Origin of the sequence: Streptococcus infantis (assembly GCF_019929665.1) — a bacterium.
Lineage (GTDB): Bacteria > Bacillota > Bacilli > Lactobacillales > Streptococcaceae > Streptococcus > Streptococcus infantis_H.
The window spans coordinates 1-16,761 of record NZ_JAHZPZ010000006.1 but is presented as its reverse complement, the minus strand read 5'-3'; the positions used below and the strand labels follow the sequence as shown (position 1 = coordinate 16,761).

The 16,761-nt window shown below is 39.5% G+C and carries 18 protein-coding genes, 1 tRNA gene and 1 other RNA gene; 1 reads left to right on the top strand and 19 read right to left on the bottom strand.

Annotation, left to right across the window (positions count from 1 at the left end; translation table 11 throughout):
- Positions 1-45: 45 nt before the first annotated feature.
- The 6 genes from K1I61_RS08135 to K1I61_RS08110 form a co-directional block, all read right to left on the bottom strand.
- Positions 46-963, bottom strand: a complete 918-nt coding sequence (locus K1I61_RS08135; protein WP_223334683.1) for an HlyD family efflux transporter periplasmic adaptor subunit — start codon at positions 961-963, stop codon at positions 46-48.
- A 12-nt stretch (positions 964-975) separates the two neighbouring features.
- The gene (gene comA, locus K1I61_RS08130) at positions 976-3,129 is read right to left on the bottom strand and encodes a peptide cleavage/export ABC transporter ComA (protein ID WP_223334681.1); all 2,154 of its coding nucleotides are present in this window, start codon (positions 3,127-3,129) and stop codon (positions 976-978) included.
- A gap of 212 nt (positions 3,130-3,341) precedes the next feature.
- Positions 3,342-3,578, bottom strand: coding sequence for an acyl carrier protein (locus K1I61_RS08125; protein ID WP_223334680.1), 237 nt, complete (start codon positions 3,576-3,578; stop codon positions 3,342-3,344).
- 10 nt (positions 3,579-3,588) lie between these two features.
- Positions 3,589-4,581, bottom strand: a complete 993-nt coding sequence (gene plsX, locus K1I61_RS08120; protein ID WP_223334678.1) for a phosphate acyltransferase PlsX — start codon at positions 4,579-4,581, stop codon at positions 3,589-3,591.
- Positions 4,578-5,348 (bottom strand): DNA repair protein RecO, encoded by a 771-nt coding sequence (gene recO, locus K1I61_RS08115; RefSeq protein WP_223334676.1) that lies wholly within the window; start codon positions 5,346-5,348, stop codon positions 4,578-4,580. Before recO ends, plsX begins: the two co-directional genes overlap by 4 nt.
- Positions 5,345-6,514 carry a pyridoxal phosphate-dependent aminotransferase gene (locus tag K1I61_RS08110; protein ID WP_223334674.1) on the bottom strand — a complete coding sequence of 390 codons (1,170 nt, stop codon included), beginning with the start codon at positions 6,512-6,514 and terminating at the stop codon, positions 5,345-5,347. Before K1I61_RS08110 ends, recO begins: the two co-directional genes overlap by 4 nt.
- Positions 6,515-6,668: 154 nt before the next feature.
- Here K1I61_RS08110 and K1I61_RS08105 point away from each other — a divergent pair, with 154 nt between their 5' ends.
- Entirely contained in the window at positions 6,669-7,679 is a 1,011-nt protein-coding gene (locus K1I61_RS08105) for a YeiH family protein (RefSeq protein ID WP_223334672.1), read from the top strand.
- Between the two features lie 133 nt (positions 7,680-7,812).
- Here K1I61_RS08105 and K1I61_RS08100 read toward each other — a convergent pair whose 3' ends face one another.
- From K1I61_RS08100 to K1I61_RS08040, 13 genes are all read right to left on the bottom strand, one after another.
- A complete protein-coding gene (locus K1I61_RS08100) occupies positions 7,813-8,250 on the bottom strand; it encodes a CoA-binding protein (RefSeq protein ID WP_223334670.1) in 438 nt (145 codons plus the stop codon).
- A gap of 118 nt (positions 8,251-8,368) precedes the next feature.
- Positions 8,369-9,337, bottom strand: a complete 969-nt coding sequence (locus K1I61_RS08095; RefSeq protein ID WP_223334668.1) for a ribose-phosphate diphosphokinase — start codon at positions 9,335-9,337, stop codon at positions 8,369-8,371.
- A gap of 215 nt (positions 9,338-9,552) precedes the next feature.
- On the bottom strand, positions 9,553-10,047 hold the full coding sequence (locus tag K1I61_RS08090) for a beta-class carbonic anhydrase (RefSeq protein WP_004250355.1): 495 nt from the start codon (positions 10,045-10,047) through the stop codon (positions 9,553-9,555).
- Positions 10,048-10,209: 162 nt separating this feature from the next.
- Positions 10,210-10,905, bottom strand: a complete 696-nt coding sequence (locus tag K1I61_RS08085) for a TIGR00266 family protein (protein WP_006155546.1) — start codon at positions 10,903-10,905, stop codon at positions 10,210-10,212.
- Positions 10,906-10,976: 71 nt separating this feature from the next.
- Positions 10,977-12,341, bottom strand: coding sequence for a DNA repair protein RadA (gene radA / locus K1I61_RS08080; RefSeq protein ID WP_080555149.1), 1,365 nt, complete (start codon positions 12,339-12,341; stop codon positions 10,977-10,979).
- A gap of 39 nt (positions 12,342-12,380) precedes the next feature.
- On the bottom strand, positions 12,381-12,872 hold the full coding sequence (locus tag K1I61_RS08075; protein ID WP_223334666.1) for a hypothetical protein: 492 nt from the start codon (positions 12,870-12,872) through the stop codon (positions 12,381-12,383).
- A 15-nt stretch (positions 12,873-12,887) separates the two neighbouring features.
- Positions 12,888-13,427, bottom strand: coding sequence for a histidine phosphatase family protein (locus K1I61_RS08070; RefSeq protein ID WP_223334742.1), 540 nt, complete (start codon positions 13,425-13,427; stop codon positions 12,888-12,890).
- A gap of 1 nt (position 13,428) precedes the next feature.
- Entirely contained in the window at positions 13,429-13,872 is a 444-nt protein-coding gene (locus K1I61_RS08065) for a dUTP diphosphatase (RefSeq protein ID WP_223334664.1), read from the bottom strand.
- A 53-nt stretch (positions 13,873-13,925) separates the two neighbouring features.
- An RNA gene (ffs, locus tag K1I61_RS08060) (signal recognition particle sRNA small type) lies at positions 13,926-14,024 on the bottom strand.
- Positions 14,025-14,056: 32 nt separating this feature from the next.
- On the bottom strand, positions 14,057-14,524 hold the full coding sequence (gene tadA, locus K1I61_RS08055) for a tRNA adenosine(34) deaminase TadA (protein WP_223334662.1): 468 nt from the start codon (positions 14,522-14,524) through the stop codon (positions 14,057-14,059).
- Positions 14,525-14,722: 198 nt separating this feature from the next.
- A complete protein-coding gene (locus K1I61_RS08050) occupies positions 14,723-16,009 on the bottom strand; it encodes an adenylosuccinate synthase (protein WP_223334660.1) in 1,287 nt (428 codons plus the stop codon).
- Between the two features lie 243 nt (positions 16,010-16,252).
- On the bottom strand, positions 16,253-16,486 hold the full coding sequence (comW, locus tag K1I61_RS08045; RefSeq protein ID WP_223334658.1) for a sigma(X)-activator ComW: 234 nt from the start codon (positions 16,484-16,486) through the stop codon (positions 16,253-16,255).
- A gap of 199 nt (positions 16,487-16,685) precedes the next feature.
- Positions 16,686-16,759, bottom strand: a tRNA-Asn gene (locus tag K1I61_RS08040).
- Between the last annotated feature and the right edge of the window lie 2 nt (positions 16,760-16,761).

Here is a 16,761-nt window from a genome sequence, read left to right as displayed (position 1 = left end):
TTTTAGGATTACAGTTTTTAAATATTATTTAAGAAAAAGTGATCATTATTCCCAATTCAAAAAATCATCCAAATAATAGCGTAAATAACTTTTCTTGCCTGTGATTATTTGTAAGTGGCCTTCTAAACCATACCTAAGCTTTTCAGCTTGTTCTTGAGTTATTTTTGTTTCCGCTTCTATTTTAAAGAAATTTCCTTGGTCAGTTCTCGTTGCAATTGTATCAATACTAGTTATAGTAGAAACAAGCCTCACTTGACCATTAGCGCCATTAGTCGTGGTAAAGCGTACAGAATCTCCAATCTTGATTCCCACAATATCTTTTGAACTAAGATAGGCTGTTAATTTTGTTTTCCCTTCTCTATCTAATAGTGGATATAATTTAGCCAGTAATGTTCCTTCTGTGACGACCGCAGATTGATTCCTTTCAGGATTGAGATAAAGAACTCCGTCTTCCTGGGCTCTTATTGTTCCTTTTTCAAGTAAGCTAGTTTGATTTTTTTTGCCTATTTCTCTTTCTAAATCATCTTGCTCTACAGCTATCTGCTCTTGTACAGTCGAAGAATTCTGAGAAAAGAGACCTATATTTGGCTGTGTAGTACTGTTCTTAAGGTTACTTGTTTTACTTTGATGATGTCTAAAACTCTCCAACTGATTAGCATTGGCTTCATACTGAATCACATCTCCAACCTCCTGATACTGAACAAGTAAATCTCCTCGTTGCACTTGTTTGTTCTCTTCTAGATAATTAACTACCATCCGCCTATTACTAGTTGACTGGATATTAGCAATGATACGACTAGGTTCCACTGTAGCTTTCGAAGATAAACTAATTTCCTTTTCTGCAAACATTGCAAATCCAAACGTAAACACTACCAGAAGTGACATGGGAAAAATCACTCGACTGGAAAAATTATGATAACGTCGATTATAAAATTCCGCACTTTCTAAAAAATCAAGGTGCATTATTTCTCCTTTCTAACAGTTAACTAAATGAGTATAAAAACTATTTCGAGCAAGCAAGTCAGCATGATTCCCCTCCTCTACAATCTTACCCCGATCCAAAACGATAACCTTCTCCACCCGTTCAGCAATAGTCAAACGGTGAGCGATGAAAATCAAGGTCTTATCTAGATTCATGAGATTGTCTACTATCCGTTTCTCTGTTAAGATATCTAAACTGCTCGTCGCCTCATCCAAAATCAAGGTAGAGGCATCTGTCAAAAGAGCGCGCGCCAAAGCAATCCTCTGGCGTTGACCACCAGAAATCCCTGTCCCATCAGAAGTTAATTCTGTCTGGTAATTCAAGGGCATACGCTCAATATCTTCACGAATTTCTGCTAGCTCAACTGCACGTAGTATATCCTCCCGAGTCGTACCCTCCTTGGCTCCAAGGAGAAGGTTTTCTAAAATTGTTCCATTGAATACATAGGGTTGTTGAGGTAAATAGTTGATATGTTGGCGTAGAGACTTTTTATCAATCTGATTTAAATTCATATCCCCCAGTCTGATTTCTCCCTGATTTGGGTTGTAAAAATTAACCATCATCTTAGCTAGGGTCGACTTCCCTGATCCTGAAATCCCTACAAGAGCTATTTTAGAGCCCTGTTTGATTGTCAAATTGATATCTGATAAGATATCTTGACCATATTCATACTTGTAGTGAATTCCCTTAAAAGTCATATCTCCTTGAACCATACTCAAATCCTCTACCATTTTCTGTTCTTCAAACTCGGATTTGACCAGATACACCTCGTTGAGACGACTATTAGCAACTTGAGCTGTTTGGAGCTTACTCTGAAGGTTGATAATGTTTTCTAAAGGATTGGTGAAATAATAAAGAAGCGTATTATATGTAATCAACTGGCCTAAACTCATCTTTCCATCCATAACGAAATTAGCACCCATCCATAATACGCAGACATTTAGCAGCAGTTGAGCAAATTTTTTAAGAGCTTTTTGTTGACTTTCTGCTCTACTATAAGTAAAGGATCTTTTCAGATAGTCCACAAATTCCCTATCAATCTTTTGGTAGCGTGTTTTTTCGCTAGCCAATGATTTAATCGTTTCAATCCCATTGATATCCTCTATAACGGAAGATGATAGAGTTGCATTTGCTTCCATGGCATACCGGTTCATTTTTTCAAAAGGCTTCATAAAAACAAATATAATTACAGCATAAATGGGAAGACCCAATAAGCTTATGAAAAAGAGACTACTATTTTGCAAAAATAAGATGATGGAAATAATCAATACCGTAGATATATCCAAAAAAATTGAAATAATAGTTGAAGCTAAGGCATCTATGATACTATTGGCATCTGTAAATCGAGACACGATTTCCCCCGTCCGTCGAGTCGCAAAAAAAGACACAGGTAGATGAAAAACATGTTTGATATAAGATAAAATAACATCAATCGATAGACGTTGCCCAAGGACAATTAATAGGTAATCTTGAGCAAAAGACAAAATCTGCTGAAGGGCATACACGATAACAAGACATATAGAAATAACACTTAGGGTCGAAGATGTCTGATTTGGTACATAGGTATCAATAATAGATTGTAGATAGTATGAACCAACGATATTAATCAAGGTTACTAGAGTAGTCGCTAAAATGATATTGATGATTAAACCTTTCTGATTTATCAAAATCGGTAGAAAAGAAGTCCAATCCTGATTCTTGTCCTTATGTGGCTGATAATTTGGGGAGGGAGCCACAAAGATAGTTGTTCCTGTCCATTCTTCTTCAAATCTTTCGCGCGATAGTTTTGTCAATCTAACCTCTGGATCTGGATCAGCTATATGGATATTCTGCTTATCCTTCCCTATCACTACATAATAATGAAATAATTCTTTGTCCTTAAGCACGTGAACCACAAAAGGAAAGATTAAATTTGGAGAATCAAATAAAGTCATGTCTGCTTGAATAGCTTGTGGCTCAAAACCTAATGTTTCCGCAGCCTTCACTAGCCCCAAAGCTGTCGTCCCATTTATAGTCGTTTTGGCTAACTCTCGTAGACGTGCTAATGAATAATAGCTTCCAAAATAGCCAAACACCATGGCCAACGAAGCCACTCCGCAGTCCTTCTGATCCATCTGTGAGCGGTAGTGTTTTTTTCTAAATTTCATATTCTTATCCTTTTTCTTAACAATCTAATTAAAAGTTCTATAAGATTATTTTAGCCAAACAAAGTAAGAAATAGATAACTCTTTCTAAAAAAACAAAATCTACACCCAAATAGCACTTTTAAAAGTTTAAGCAAACATATGGATTGACAAATCCGTTAAAATAAATATTCCACACAACCAAAAAAGCAACATGACCAGCATGTTGCTTTTTCTTATATTCTATTTTTAATAATTGCTAATACGTCTGCGACACTTTGGAGGTTGTCAATTTCTTCATCACTGATTTCGATTCCAAATTCATCCTCAATGGTTAGGACAAATTCCATCAAATCTACTGAATCAGCATCCAAATCATCCTTTAAGCTCAAGTTTTCGGTTACGACAAAGTCTTCTCCTTGACGCTCTTGAATGATGGTTACGATACGGTCAAAAATTTGTTGTTCTGTCATATTGTTCTCCTTATTCCTCTGAAAATTCACGCGCAGTTTGAGCAACTACATCTGTCTCAAGCATGGTACGAATCTGGCGTATTGTGCTATAGACAGCCTTGGCATCACTTGAGCCATGAGTCTTAACTACTGGTGCCTTAACACCAAACAGAACCGCGCCTCCAACATCTGAATAGTTGAGCTGTTTTTTCAAACCTCTGAGGTTATCCTTAAGAAGGAAAGCCCCTAGCTTGGCTCTAAGACCGCCACCTACAATAGCATTTTTAAGCAAGCCCATGATACCCATAGCAGTCCCTTCAATAGCTTTGAGAACAGCGTTTCCCGTGAAACCATCTGTTACGACTACATCAGCAACACCATCCATCAAATCACGCGCTTCCACGTTCCCGACGAAATTCAAACTCTTATCAGCCACTAATAGGTCATAGGCTTCCTTGCGGAGTGGATCTCCCTTGCTGCTCTCTGTTCCGTTATTAAGCAAACCTACACGAGGTTTTTCAATACCACGAACATTTCTAGCATAGAAGGAACCTAGGATAGCGTATTGATGCAGGTGATGAGCTGTATTTTCTGCATTGGCACCAAGGTCAAACATGTCAAAACCTTTTCCATCAATAGTTGGCAAGGTTGACATAAGACCTGGTCGATCGATATTTTTGATACGACCAACGATGAAGAATCCTGCTGCTAACAAGGCACCTGTATTTCCTGCAGAAAGAACTGCATCTGCCTCTCCATCTTTGACAGCCTTAGCTGCCAATACCATGCTGGCATTTTTCTTCTTGCGGATGGCTTTTGTAGGCTCATCATCTGAGTCGATTTTTTCATCCGTATGGATAATACTAACGCGCTCTGTAGCTGTTAGATATTGCTTGATTTTGCTTTCATCTCCGTAAAGTTGAATCTCAATATCTGAAAAGTCAGCAAGGGCTTGATTAACTCCCTCTACAATAGCTTGTGGTGCGTAATCACCACCCATTGCATCTACTGCGATTTTTTTCATTTGTTTTCCTCTTTCAGTAGTTGTCCCCAATCTGCTAGGGAATCAATAAATTTCTTTGATTTTAGGTGAATTCCAACATACTCTTCGTAAATCTGGTCCATAAACTTACGCAATTCTTGCTTGATTTCTGACTTAAGAGAAATAGTCTCCAGAGTATCAAAATCAATAGACTGAAATTGATTGAGCAGATAAGGAATATTGGGATTTAAATGACATCGTTTCTCATCTTCATGGTAATGATCGGGACAAAGGCAACCCCCGTATTTGAAGGAGAAGTCAAAGGCTTGCCCCACACGATGACAAAAGGTACACTCATTAAAGTTGAGACTGATTCCAAAACGTGTCAATATTTGAATTTCAAAAATATTGGTCAAAACTTGATAATCCAGACCCTCTTCCATCAGCTCTAAAGTCTTTTGCAAAAAAGCAAATAAGGGAGCATCTTCTTGATTATCCTGCAAACTCGCATCTGCCAAGGCTGCAACGTAAGTCGCATAAGCCATAACAAAGAGGTCACTATTGATTTTCGGAAAAGTCTTCACCTCATGATAATCTTCTATATAACTAAGTCCATCGTCATTGACTTTTAGGAGAAAATGGGCTAAGACTAAAGGTTGAATGACAGGAGCTAGTTTGGATTGGCCGGCGTGTTTGACAAAAAACATGCGCTTGCCTGCCTGTTCTGTAAAGATTTTAACAAGCTTATCATCCTCTCGAAAATTTCGATTGTAAAGCACTAAACCCTGACTCGTAATCGATTGAATCATGCTTCTCTCATGTACTCCTCAAGTCGTTTCATAGCTTCTCTGATGGTTCCCATGCTAGCTGCATAAGATAGGCGAACATAGCCTTCTCCATACTGTCCAAAGGCAGCACCAGGAATAAAAGCAACAGCCTTCTTCTGGGCAAAATCCTTCAGAAAAGCAAAGGAATCTTGATTATAGCCTGCCGGAATCTTAGCAAAGATATAAAAAGCACCGTCCGGCTTGATGATTTCAAAACCAAGCTTAGTCATCTTCTCAATAATGTAGTCCCGACGTTGGATATATTCCTTCTTCATGGGTTCTGCATCATCTTTACCAGCTGTTAAAGCTTCCACAGCAGCATGTTGCGCCATGGTGTTTGCGGCAGTTACCAGATACTGATGACTCTTGATGAGTTGAGCTGTGAAGTTTGCTGGTGCAAAGATAAAACCTAAACGCCAACCTGTCATGGCATGGGATTTAGAAAGACCGTTAATGATTATTGCCTGATCTCTCAACATAGTTCCCAAAGATACATGATTTTCCCCTGTATAGGTCAATTCTGAGTAGACTTCATCACAGACTACGAAAATCTCATACTTACGTAAAACGTCTGCCAAGGCTTCTAATTGCTCGCGACTATAAGTAATTCCTGTAGGGTTGGCTGGATAGTTGAGAATAACTGCCTTGAGCTTGTCACCCTGCTCCAAAATTGCCTTCTCTAGCATTTCAGGAGTTAAGACAAAACCATTCTCAGTCGTGTCAATCTCAACAATCTCTGCGCCAACTAGATTGACAATAGGCTCGTATCCTGGATAGGCAGGAGCTGGCAAGAGAACCTTGTCTCCTTCCTCCAAAATAGCTGTCAGAGTAGCTGATAGAGCCTCTGTCGCACCAATTGTGACCAAGATTTCATTCTCTGGATTGTAGTCCAGCTGATATTTCTCTTTTACAAAATCACTCGCCGCCTGACGCAATGTCAACAAACCACTCATCCCTGTATAGTAGGATTGGTCTTGGTCAATGGCTCGCTTTGCAGATTCCTTGACATGATCTGGCGTTGTAAAATCTGGTTCTCCCAAGGTCAATCGCAGGACTCCAGGAATCTCTGAAATAGCCTGGTCAAATTGACGAATCAAGGAAACTTGTATCTTATCTAATTGTTTATTAAAGCGTTTGGTTAGGTCCATAGATATCCTCCTTGATCAAAGAACATATATCTATTATACTACAAAAGCTCTCTGACCGCAAAATTCCATTTATTTTCAACCTTCTGCTCACTTTCTATTTTACTTTTCTGACAGACAAGCTTATAATAAGAAGTGCTTATTTTCGGAGGTTTTTATGTCATTTCTATCAAAAAATTGGGCAGGACTGTTATCCTGTCTGATCATTTCTACCATTTCTTGGATCTTAGGAAGCTTCTTACCTATTGTAGGTGCACCTGTCTTTGCCATCTTTATTGGCATGATTCTCCACCCATTTCTCGCTTCCTATAAACAACTGGAGGCTGGTTTAACTTACAGCTCCAAGAAATTGCTTCAGTATGCTGTTATCTTGCTTGGATTTGGACTCAATATCTCTCAAGTTTTCGCAGTTGGAAAATCTTCCCTTCCTGTCATCCTCTCAACTATTTCGATTGCTTTGATTATAGCTTTCTTTTTCCAACGTTTTTTTAACATGGATACAAAGCTAGCTACCTTGATTGGAGTTGGATCTTCTATCTGTGGCGGTTCTGCCATTGCAGCGACTGCTCCTGTTATTCACGCCAAGGAAAAAGAAGTGGCCCAAGCCATTTCTGTTATCTTTTTCTTCAATGTCTTGGCAGCTCTTATCTTTCCAACTCTAGGTTCTTGGCTCCATCTTTCCAACGAAGGTTTTGCTCTCTTTGCGGGTACTGCGGTCAACGATACTTCCTCTGTAACAGCCACAGCTAGCGCCTGGGATAGTCTATACAATACAAACACTCTTGAGTCTGCCACTATTGTCAAACTGACCCGTACTCTAGCTATTATCCCTATCACTCTCTTCCTCTCCTATTGGCAAAGTCGTCAACAAGGCAACAACCAAGGAGTGAAGCTTAAAAAAATCTTCCCCGTTTTCATCCTTTACTTTATCCTAGCTTCTCTGCTAACTACTCTTCTCACATCTTTCGGTGTCAGCAATAGCTTCTTTTCACCTCTCAAACAACTCTCCAAATTCCTCATCATCATGGCTATGAGTGCTATTGGTCTCAAAACCAACCTCATTGCTATGATCAAATCCAGTGGAAAATCCATTCTTCTTGGAGCCCTTTGCTGGATTGCTATCATCCTGACTAGTCTTGGCATGCAAACACTCATCGGTATTTTCTAATACTCTTCGAAAATCTCTTCAAACCACGTCAACGTCGTCTTGCCGTACTCAAGTACAGCCTGCGGCTAGTTTCCTAGTTTGCTCTTTGATTTTCATTGAGTATAACACAAAAGGTAGCCCATCAGCTACCTTTTTATTGTTCAAGAATTAAACGTGTATGTTCTCTCTTAATACAACGGTTCATCACGATGTCATCGCATCCCCCAGCACGCAAGATTTCTGCTGCTTCCAAACTTTCAAGTCCTAGTTGTGCCCAAAAAATCTTGGCATCCGCCTTGAGAAAGTCTCGTGCTACATCAGGTAAAAATTCACTGCGACGATAGACGTTGACGATATCTACAGGGAAAGGAATTTCAGCTAGACTGGCATAAGCCTTTTCTCCCAAAATCTCGCTACCTGCAGCTTTAGGGTTAACTGGAATAATTTTATAGCCACGAGCCTGCATTTCTTTAGTCACTCGATTGCTAGTTGTTTCCTCACGATCGGATAAGCCTACTACAGCTAGAGTTTTACTGGTTGCTAGATACTGACGGACCACTCCATCGCTTGGATTGATAAATTCTTGAGTCATAGAAACCCTCCTTTTTCATCAGTATAGCATATTTTGAAAAGGCTTGCAGTTATTGGCTACAAAAAATTTCCTAGCAAGAGGAAAGTCTGCTAGGAAATTCGTTTATTCAAGTGAAAGTTTAGATTTTTTTCTCAATACTAAATAATGGAGAAAGAGGACGTTTTTCATGGATACGTACAATAGCATCACCTAGGAGATGAGCGATAGAAATTTGTTCAATCTTATCAATCAAACGTTCTTCTGGAAGATAGATAGTATCCAAAACAACCAATTTTTTAATGGCTGATTTCTGGATATTCTCCATTGCTGGACCAGAAAGAACTGGATGCGTACAACTTGCGTAAACTTCAACAGCTCCTGCTTCTGCTAGAGCATCAGCCGCATGACAAATGGTTCCAGCTGTATCAATCATATCGTCAATCAAGATACAAGTCTTACCTTCTACCTTACCAATGATATTCATAACTTCACTAGTATTCATCTTGTCTACACTACGACGCTTGTCGATAATGGCAATTGGTGTTTTCAAAAATTCTGCTAATTTACGAGCACGAGTCACCCCACCGTGGTCCGGGCTGACAACGACATAGTCGGAACCAACCATGCCACGACGCTCAAAGTAATCCGCAATCAATGGAGCACCCATCAAGTGATCCACCGGAATATCAAAGAAACCTTGAATCTGTGCTGCGTGCAAGTCGATTGTCAACAAACGATCTACACCAGCAACTTCAAGCATATTTGCAACGAGTTTTGCAGTGATTGGCTCACGCGCTCTTGCCTTTCTATCCTGACGTGCATAACCATAGTAAGGCATAACAACGTTGACAGATTCTGCACTGGCGCGCTTCAAAGCGTCTACCATAATCAAAATCTCAAGTAGATTATCATTTACTGGTGAGCTAGTTGATTGTAGAATAAAGACGTGTTTTCCACGGATCGATTCTTCGATATTAACTTGAATTTCTCCATCTGAAAATTGACGAACAGTCGATTTTCCCAACTCTAACCCAATCTCTTGCGCCACACGCTCTGCCAATTCTCTATTTGAAGAAAGGGCAAACAGCTTTAAATCAGAAAAAGACATGATTTCCTCCGGTATTTATGTATCACTTGTGTTTTTCACAACATTTTTCCATCTACCATTGTAGCGCTTTTTTCTCGATTTTTCAATAAAAAATAAGACAAGAGTAGACTTTTATACTCTTATCTTATACTATCTTATATTAGTGATATCAAAGGTAAAACTTGTCAACCTTCTCATCCTACTTCATGCTACTCCAGAAGCTTTTAATTAGAAAGTTAGTATATCTCCCTCATACTACCTGTATCCACATCGTAAACAGCTCCTGAAATAATAACATCATCTGGAATTAAGGGGCATTCTCGCAGCAATTTCATATCCTCTCGAACACTCTCATCGATGTCTTGAAACGGTAAAAAGTCCTGTCCAGATACATCAACTCCCAATTCACATTTTAGGTGCTCTTGAAAATCCTCGTTATTGAAGGTTTGAGCCCCGCAGTCTGTATGATGAAGAACCACAATTTCTCTTGTCCCCATTTGTTGTTGGGAAATTACAAGTGAACGAATCATATCCTCAGTCACTCGACCACCCGCATTCCGTAAAATATGGGCATCTCCCAGAGCTAACCCCAGAGCTGGCGCAACGTGTAGACGCGAATCCATACAAGTTACGATTGCAACCTTGGTCTTGGGTTTAATGGATAAATGCAAATCTCCATGTAGTTCTACATAAGCTTGATTGGCTTTTAAAAAATTTTCAAAATAGGACATGACAACTCACTTTCTAGTCTGCCAGATAATTTGAACACCAAATTATTTATCTCCTATCTTACCATCTTTTCTTTGTCTTGTCAGCTGTCAACTTTCATATAAAAAAACTGGGACAGAGACATCCAGCAACTAGCTTGGGTTTCTGTCCTAGTTTTTTTAATATTATGAGCCTTTTTGGATATACTTGTTAAGAGAGCCTGCAAAGCTCTGAAGATTGAGACTCTGTACATAGACCTCGCCGGTACCTCGGAAGGTATTCACCACTCCTTCGCCTGTACCGATAGACTGCCAGAAGCCATTTTCTAAGTGGATATCATAGTCCAGAGATTGACTCCAAGCCACCACATGGGCATTGTCAATCGTTATTTCTTGGTTTTGTAGCTCAATTTTCTTAATAGATCCAAAAGCATTGGCCAAAAGAGTTCCCTGACCTTGGGTTGTCATCACAAAGAGACCGCCTTGCCCTCCGAACAGAGCTTTCCCAATAGACTGGCGCTCCATTGTATAGAAAGCTGTACCATCAAGAGCTAAAAAGGCCCCATCATTCAATCGGTACTGGTTTTCGCCTAGCTCAAGAGCAATCACTTGACCAGGAGTATCTGGTGCTAAAGCAAGGTTGCCGTTGTCAGACTCTGCAACAGCTTGAGTGATAAATGTGCTTTCACCAGAAACCATTGAACGCCCTACAGCTTTGACAAAACGTCCCAAACCAGAACCGCTTGCATTGAGCTGGGTATTGAGACTTACATTAGGTGTATGGTAGACCATGCTACCGCGCTGAATAAAGACCGTTTCTCCCTGATTGAGCGACAACTCTACCAAAGGAAACTGCATGTGACTATCCATAGAAAATTTCATCAGAAATTCCTCCTTACTTTTAATAAATGTTTGCAATAAAATAATTAGTAATCTAAACCTGAGTAAAACGATTAGGAGAATACTTTTTTCAAGACTTCCTGAATAGTCGTCACCCCAATCACCTGAATTTCCTTAGGTGGCTTTATACCTGTTAGGGAGTTTTTTGGTACATAGATTTTTGTAAATCCAAGCTTAGCAGCTTCATTGATCCGTTGTTCGATACGATTTACGCGCCGAATCTCTCCCGTCAAGCCCAACTCTCCTACAAAACATTCCTGGGGATTGGTTGGCTTGTCCTTATAGCTAGAAGCAATAGCAACTGCAACAGCCAGGTCAATAGCAGGCTCATCTAATTTGACACCCCCAGCTGATTTGAGATAGGCATCCTGATTTTGAAGCAAGAGACCAGCCCGTTTTTCCAAGACAGCCATAATTAAGCTAGCACGATTGAAATCAAGCCCTGTCGTCGTACGCTTAGCATTTCCAAACATGGTCGGCGTCACCAAGGCCTGCACTTCCGCAAGAATTGGACGTGTTCCTTCCATTGTCACAACGATGGACGAACCAGTCGCTCCATCCAAGCGTTCTTCCAGAAACACTTCACTAGGATTCAGGACTTCAACCAAACCACCTGATTGCATCTCAAAGATTCCAATCTCGTTGGTCGATCCAAAACGATTTTTGACTGCTCTCAAGATACGGAAGGTATGGTGGCGTTCCCCTTCAAAGTAAAGCACCGTATCCACCATATGTTCCAACATTCGAGGTCCCGCCAAGGTTCCTTCCTTGGTCACATGGCCGACGATAAAGATGGCGATGTTATTGGTCTTGGCCAGCTGCATGAGTTCAGCTGTCACCTCGCGTACTTGAGAAACCGATCCTTGCACTCCAGAAATCTCAGGAGACATAATGGTCTGTATAGAGTCGATGATGAGAAAATCAGGCTGGATTCTCTCTACCTCAGCTCTCACGCTCTGCATATTGGTCTCAGCATAGAGATAAAACTCGCTATCAATATCCCCCAAGCGCTCTGCACGGAGTTTAATCTGCTGTGCAGACTCCTCACCACTGACATAGAGGACTGTTCCTACTTGAGACAGCTGGGTTGATACTTGTAAGAGAAGGGTTGATTTCCCAATCCCTGGATCCCCACCGATAAGGACAAGACTTCCTGGTACCACTCCGCCTCCAAGCACACGATTGAACTCCTCCATCTCAGTCTTGGTTCGATTGACATTAATAGAAGTTACTTCAGCCAATTTCATAGGCTTAGTTTTCTCACCTGTCAAGGACACACGCGCATTCTTGACCTCTGCAACCTCAACTTCCTCCACAAAAGAAGACCAAGCTCCACAGTTTGGACAGCGTCCTAAATACTTTGGTGAATTATATTCACAATTTTGACACACAAATGTCGCTTTTTTCTTTGCTATAATTCTAATCCTCTCATTATAAAATCTCTTATTCTTTTCACATCAGCAACTATCTTGTTTCAGAACAGTAAGGCCTCCATCATCCGCATGGACATAATACCGACCATCAGGACTAAATCCAAAAATATAGGGTAAATAACCTTTATAAATTTGACTTTTAGCTTCCTCATCTTTCCCCCAATAAATAGTTAAAATGGGATACTCTTCAGATTGGTCTTTATCCATTGTCACTCTGATGTCTTTGCCATTATCCAGAGGGAGACTTCCACCATATTGACCAGCGATAGGGATAGGTGAATCATAGCCCTCACACATGGCTACTAACTCTACCTCATCGTAATCTCCGTCTATCGGTGTTACTTGCCCATTTTCGCTGTCAATGATTGACATGTAGTCTGAAGAAATGCAAAGAATTTTATGATAGGCATCAGGGAGAAATGCTAGGTAAAGAAATCCTCCAATACTGATCTCATAAATCTTCTTATACCCTCGACAATTCTCGGTGGTAAAAGCTTGAAAGTCCTTATAACTCATTCATTATTCTTCTTTCTATATCTCTATCTCACACTCAATCACTTGGCAAAAATCAATCTTCTCGTCTGGTACAAATTGGCGCATGAGCATTCCGTGAGTCACAATGATAATAGTTTTATAATCTTTATATTTTTCCAAAGCTCTTAAAAAACGATGACGCATCTCTAGATCAGTTTCATAGCGATAAGGAGAATCTTCAGATAAAACTCCTTGATGTTTTAGATAATATTCATGAGCTACCAATACACTAGTTAAATCAGAGTTAGTGCCATCTAAGTCTGGACGCCACTCATGAAAAAACGGCTCTACAAATAAGTCCAATCCTGTTTCAACTGCTATATAATGTGCTGTTTCTAAAGCCCTCGTCACAGACGATGAAATAATAATCTCTGCCTTTCCAAAACATGCAGTTTTAGCAACTTCTTTTGCCAGACTGCGACCTTTTCCTGTCAATGGTGCTAAATCACGACCAAAACCACTATAGAGTTGCGGATTTTCAAGTTTATCAAGCATACTATAATCTGGCTCTCCATGACGTACAAAGATAATCTTCATCTTAGTGCCCAGTTGATCCAAACCCACCAGTACGAACTCCGTCTGCCTCATCTCCATCTGCGATTAAAAATGGTGCAAAAACAGCCTGAACTACACGTTCTCCAACTTCAAGAACAACTTCTTGATCTGTGATATTCTTCATCTGTGCAAAGATATGTCCCTCATTCCCTGGATTGCCATAATAGTCTCCGTCAATGACACCCACAGAGTTAATCAAGATCAAACCTTTTTTACGAGGATTTGATGAACGGTCATAAAGATAGAGCACTTCAGTCGGCTGCATATAAGCCTTAACACCCGTTGGGACGAGAACAATCTCTCCTGGTGCAATCACTGTACGCTCCGCAACCTTTAAGTCGTAGCCAGCTGCATGCGCTGTCTCACGTTTAGGTAACAAAGTTTCATCTGTAAAGCTAGAAACTAATTCAAAACCACGAATTTTCATATTATTCCTCTTTTTAATCTTTTATTCTAGGCTATTTTATCTTATTTATTCGAAAAAAGCACGAAAAAAGAGCACACAATTCACACTCGCTTAGGGCTGCTGGATTCCTCCCCTGACCCGCTTCACGCAGAACTGTTGCTCCACTAGTTATTATACCACATTCCCCTCTATTTTTAAAGAGAAATTATTTTTTACGTCGATTTCGGAAAAAGTCTTGCATAATCTCTGCGCACTCATTCTCTAAAACACCTGTTTCAACGTCCACACGGTGATTGAGCCTCTCATCTGTTAAAATATCGTACAAGCTCCCAGCGGCGCCAAATTTCTGGTTTTTAGCCCCGTAGACCACGTTTGGAATCCGTGCGAGACCAATTGCCCCACTACACATAACACAAGGCTCAATGGTCACAAAAAGCGTACAATCGAGCAAACGCCAACTCTCTTCGCTCAAATTAGCATTCTCTATGGCCATAATTTCCGCATGCATGACTGCCCGTTGCAACTCCTCTCGCGCATTGTGTCCTCTCCCAATGACTTTTCCGTCCTTGACAATTACACAACCAATCGGGATTTCATCATGCTCTAAAGCAATCTCTGCCTCTTTTAAGGCTTCTCTCATAAAAGCTTCTTTTTCTTCAAGCGTGTAATGCATCTCTTCTCTCTTCCTAGCTATCAATTCTATCATTATACCATGTTTCTCAACACAAAAAAAGCCACCGAATGCGGTGACTTTATAGGGAGATTATTATGAAAAAGAAAAGTTTAGGAAATTTGTTACAACAAGTTAGGAGGTCTTCTTGTAACTGTCTATAGTATATCCAACCTGTCTTAAACAAATCTTAAAAATCTCCTATGACCAAACACTTTCTAAAATATTTGTCTGTTCACGACCAGGACCTACTGAGAATGTTGAAATACGAACACCCACCAATTCGCTAACACGGCGAACATAGTTGCGTGCATTTTCAGGAAGGTCTTCCAAATTACGTACTCCAGTGATATCTTCAGACCAACCAGGCAATTTTTCGTAGATTGGTTTACAACGTTTCAATTGTTCGAGACTAGCTGGGTAGTAATCAATACGTTGACCATCAAGATCATAAGCCACACAGATTTTAACAGTATCCAAACCACTCAAAACGTCAATAGAGTTCAAAGAAAGATTTGTGATACCAGAAACACGACGGCTATGACGCATAACAACTGAGTCGAACCAACCTACACGGCGAGGACGCCCAGTAGTTGTTCCATACTCATGCCCCACTTCACGAATACGATCACCAACTTCATCAAATAGCTCAGTTGGGAAAGGACCATCACCTACACGACTTGTATAAGCCTTACATACACCGACAACTTTGTCAATCTTGCTTGGACCTACTCCAGAACCAATTGTCACACCACCAGCCACTGGGTTTGATGAAGTAACAAATGGATAAGTACCTTGGTCAATATCCAACATGACACCTTGTGCACCCTCAAAGAGAACCCGTTTACCATTATCAAGTGCGTCGTTCAAGATAACTGAAGTATCAGTCACATATTGCTTGATTTGTTGGCCATACTCATAGTATTCTTCAAAAATATCATCAATTGAAATAGGTTCACTATCATACAATTTTACAAATTGACGATTTTTCTCAGCAAGATTACGTTCTAAACGTTCACGGAAGATTTCTTTATCCAAAAGATCCGCAATACGAATTCCAACACGAGCTGCCTTGTCCATATAGGCTGGACCAATTCCTTTAATTGTCGTCCCAATCTTGTTATCACCCTTAGCTTCTTCTTGAAGACGGTCTAATTCAATGTGATAAGGCAAAATAACATGCGCACGATCAGAAATTCTAAGATTATCTGTTGTAACACCTTCTTCATGCAAATAAGACAATTCTTTGACAAGAGATTTAGGGTTTACTACCATCCCATTACCAATTACAGAGATTTTTTCTGGGAAGAAAATACCTGAAGGAATCAAGTGCAATTTAAATTTCTTTCCATCAATAACAATTGTGTGACCTGCATTATCTCCGCCTTGGTAACGAGCAATCACTTCTGCATTAGCTGAAAGAAAATCTGTAATTTTTCCTTTACCTTCATCACCCCATTGGGTACCTACAACAACAACTGAAGTCATAATAAATTTTCGTCTGAGCCAAAAGGCTCGTCCTTTCTCATATACATGGTGGGACTCTCACCCACAATTATATCTTACAATTTATTATAAGAAAAAAACACCATTTTATCAAGGATAAACACTAGAAAAGATTAGGGTTTTCCTTTGATTTTAAAATAAATAAAGTAAAAATTTAAGATTATACTATATATTTTTTATTATATATAAATTAACGTTCGTAATAAATGAAAATAACTGTATCTACTAACAATAATTGAATGTTTGTCCAAGTAAATGATTAAGATAGATACGATAAGCAGCCCTAAAATGACAGAGAAGAAAATCCTTCTCATTCTTTATCTTAAAACGAATTAAATAATAAAGTAAAAATTTAAGATGAAGTAATTCCCATTCATCAGTACTTTGAAATAAAATTGAATATTCATTTTCGATTTGCTTTAGAAAAACCAAAGATCGATCATAATATTTTTGAAGCATATAAAAAACCTTTCTTATTGATAAAACAAGTTTATCAGAAAGGCTAAATAAATAGATAAATATTTCTATAAAGTAAAAATTTTAAGCTGAACAAACTTAAAACAAAGAAAAGAAGTAAAAATAGATGGAAAAAAGCTCTGAAAAATCCAGAAAAATAAAGCCAAGAAAACAAAAAAACGTTCCTTAGAACGTTTAACTACTCCGCCAGTAGGACTCGAACCTACGACATCATGATTAACAGTCATGCGCTACTACCAACTGAGCTATGGCGGATA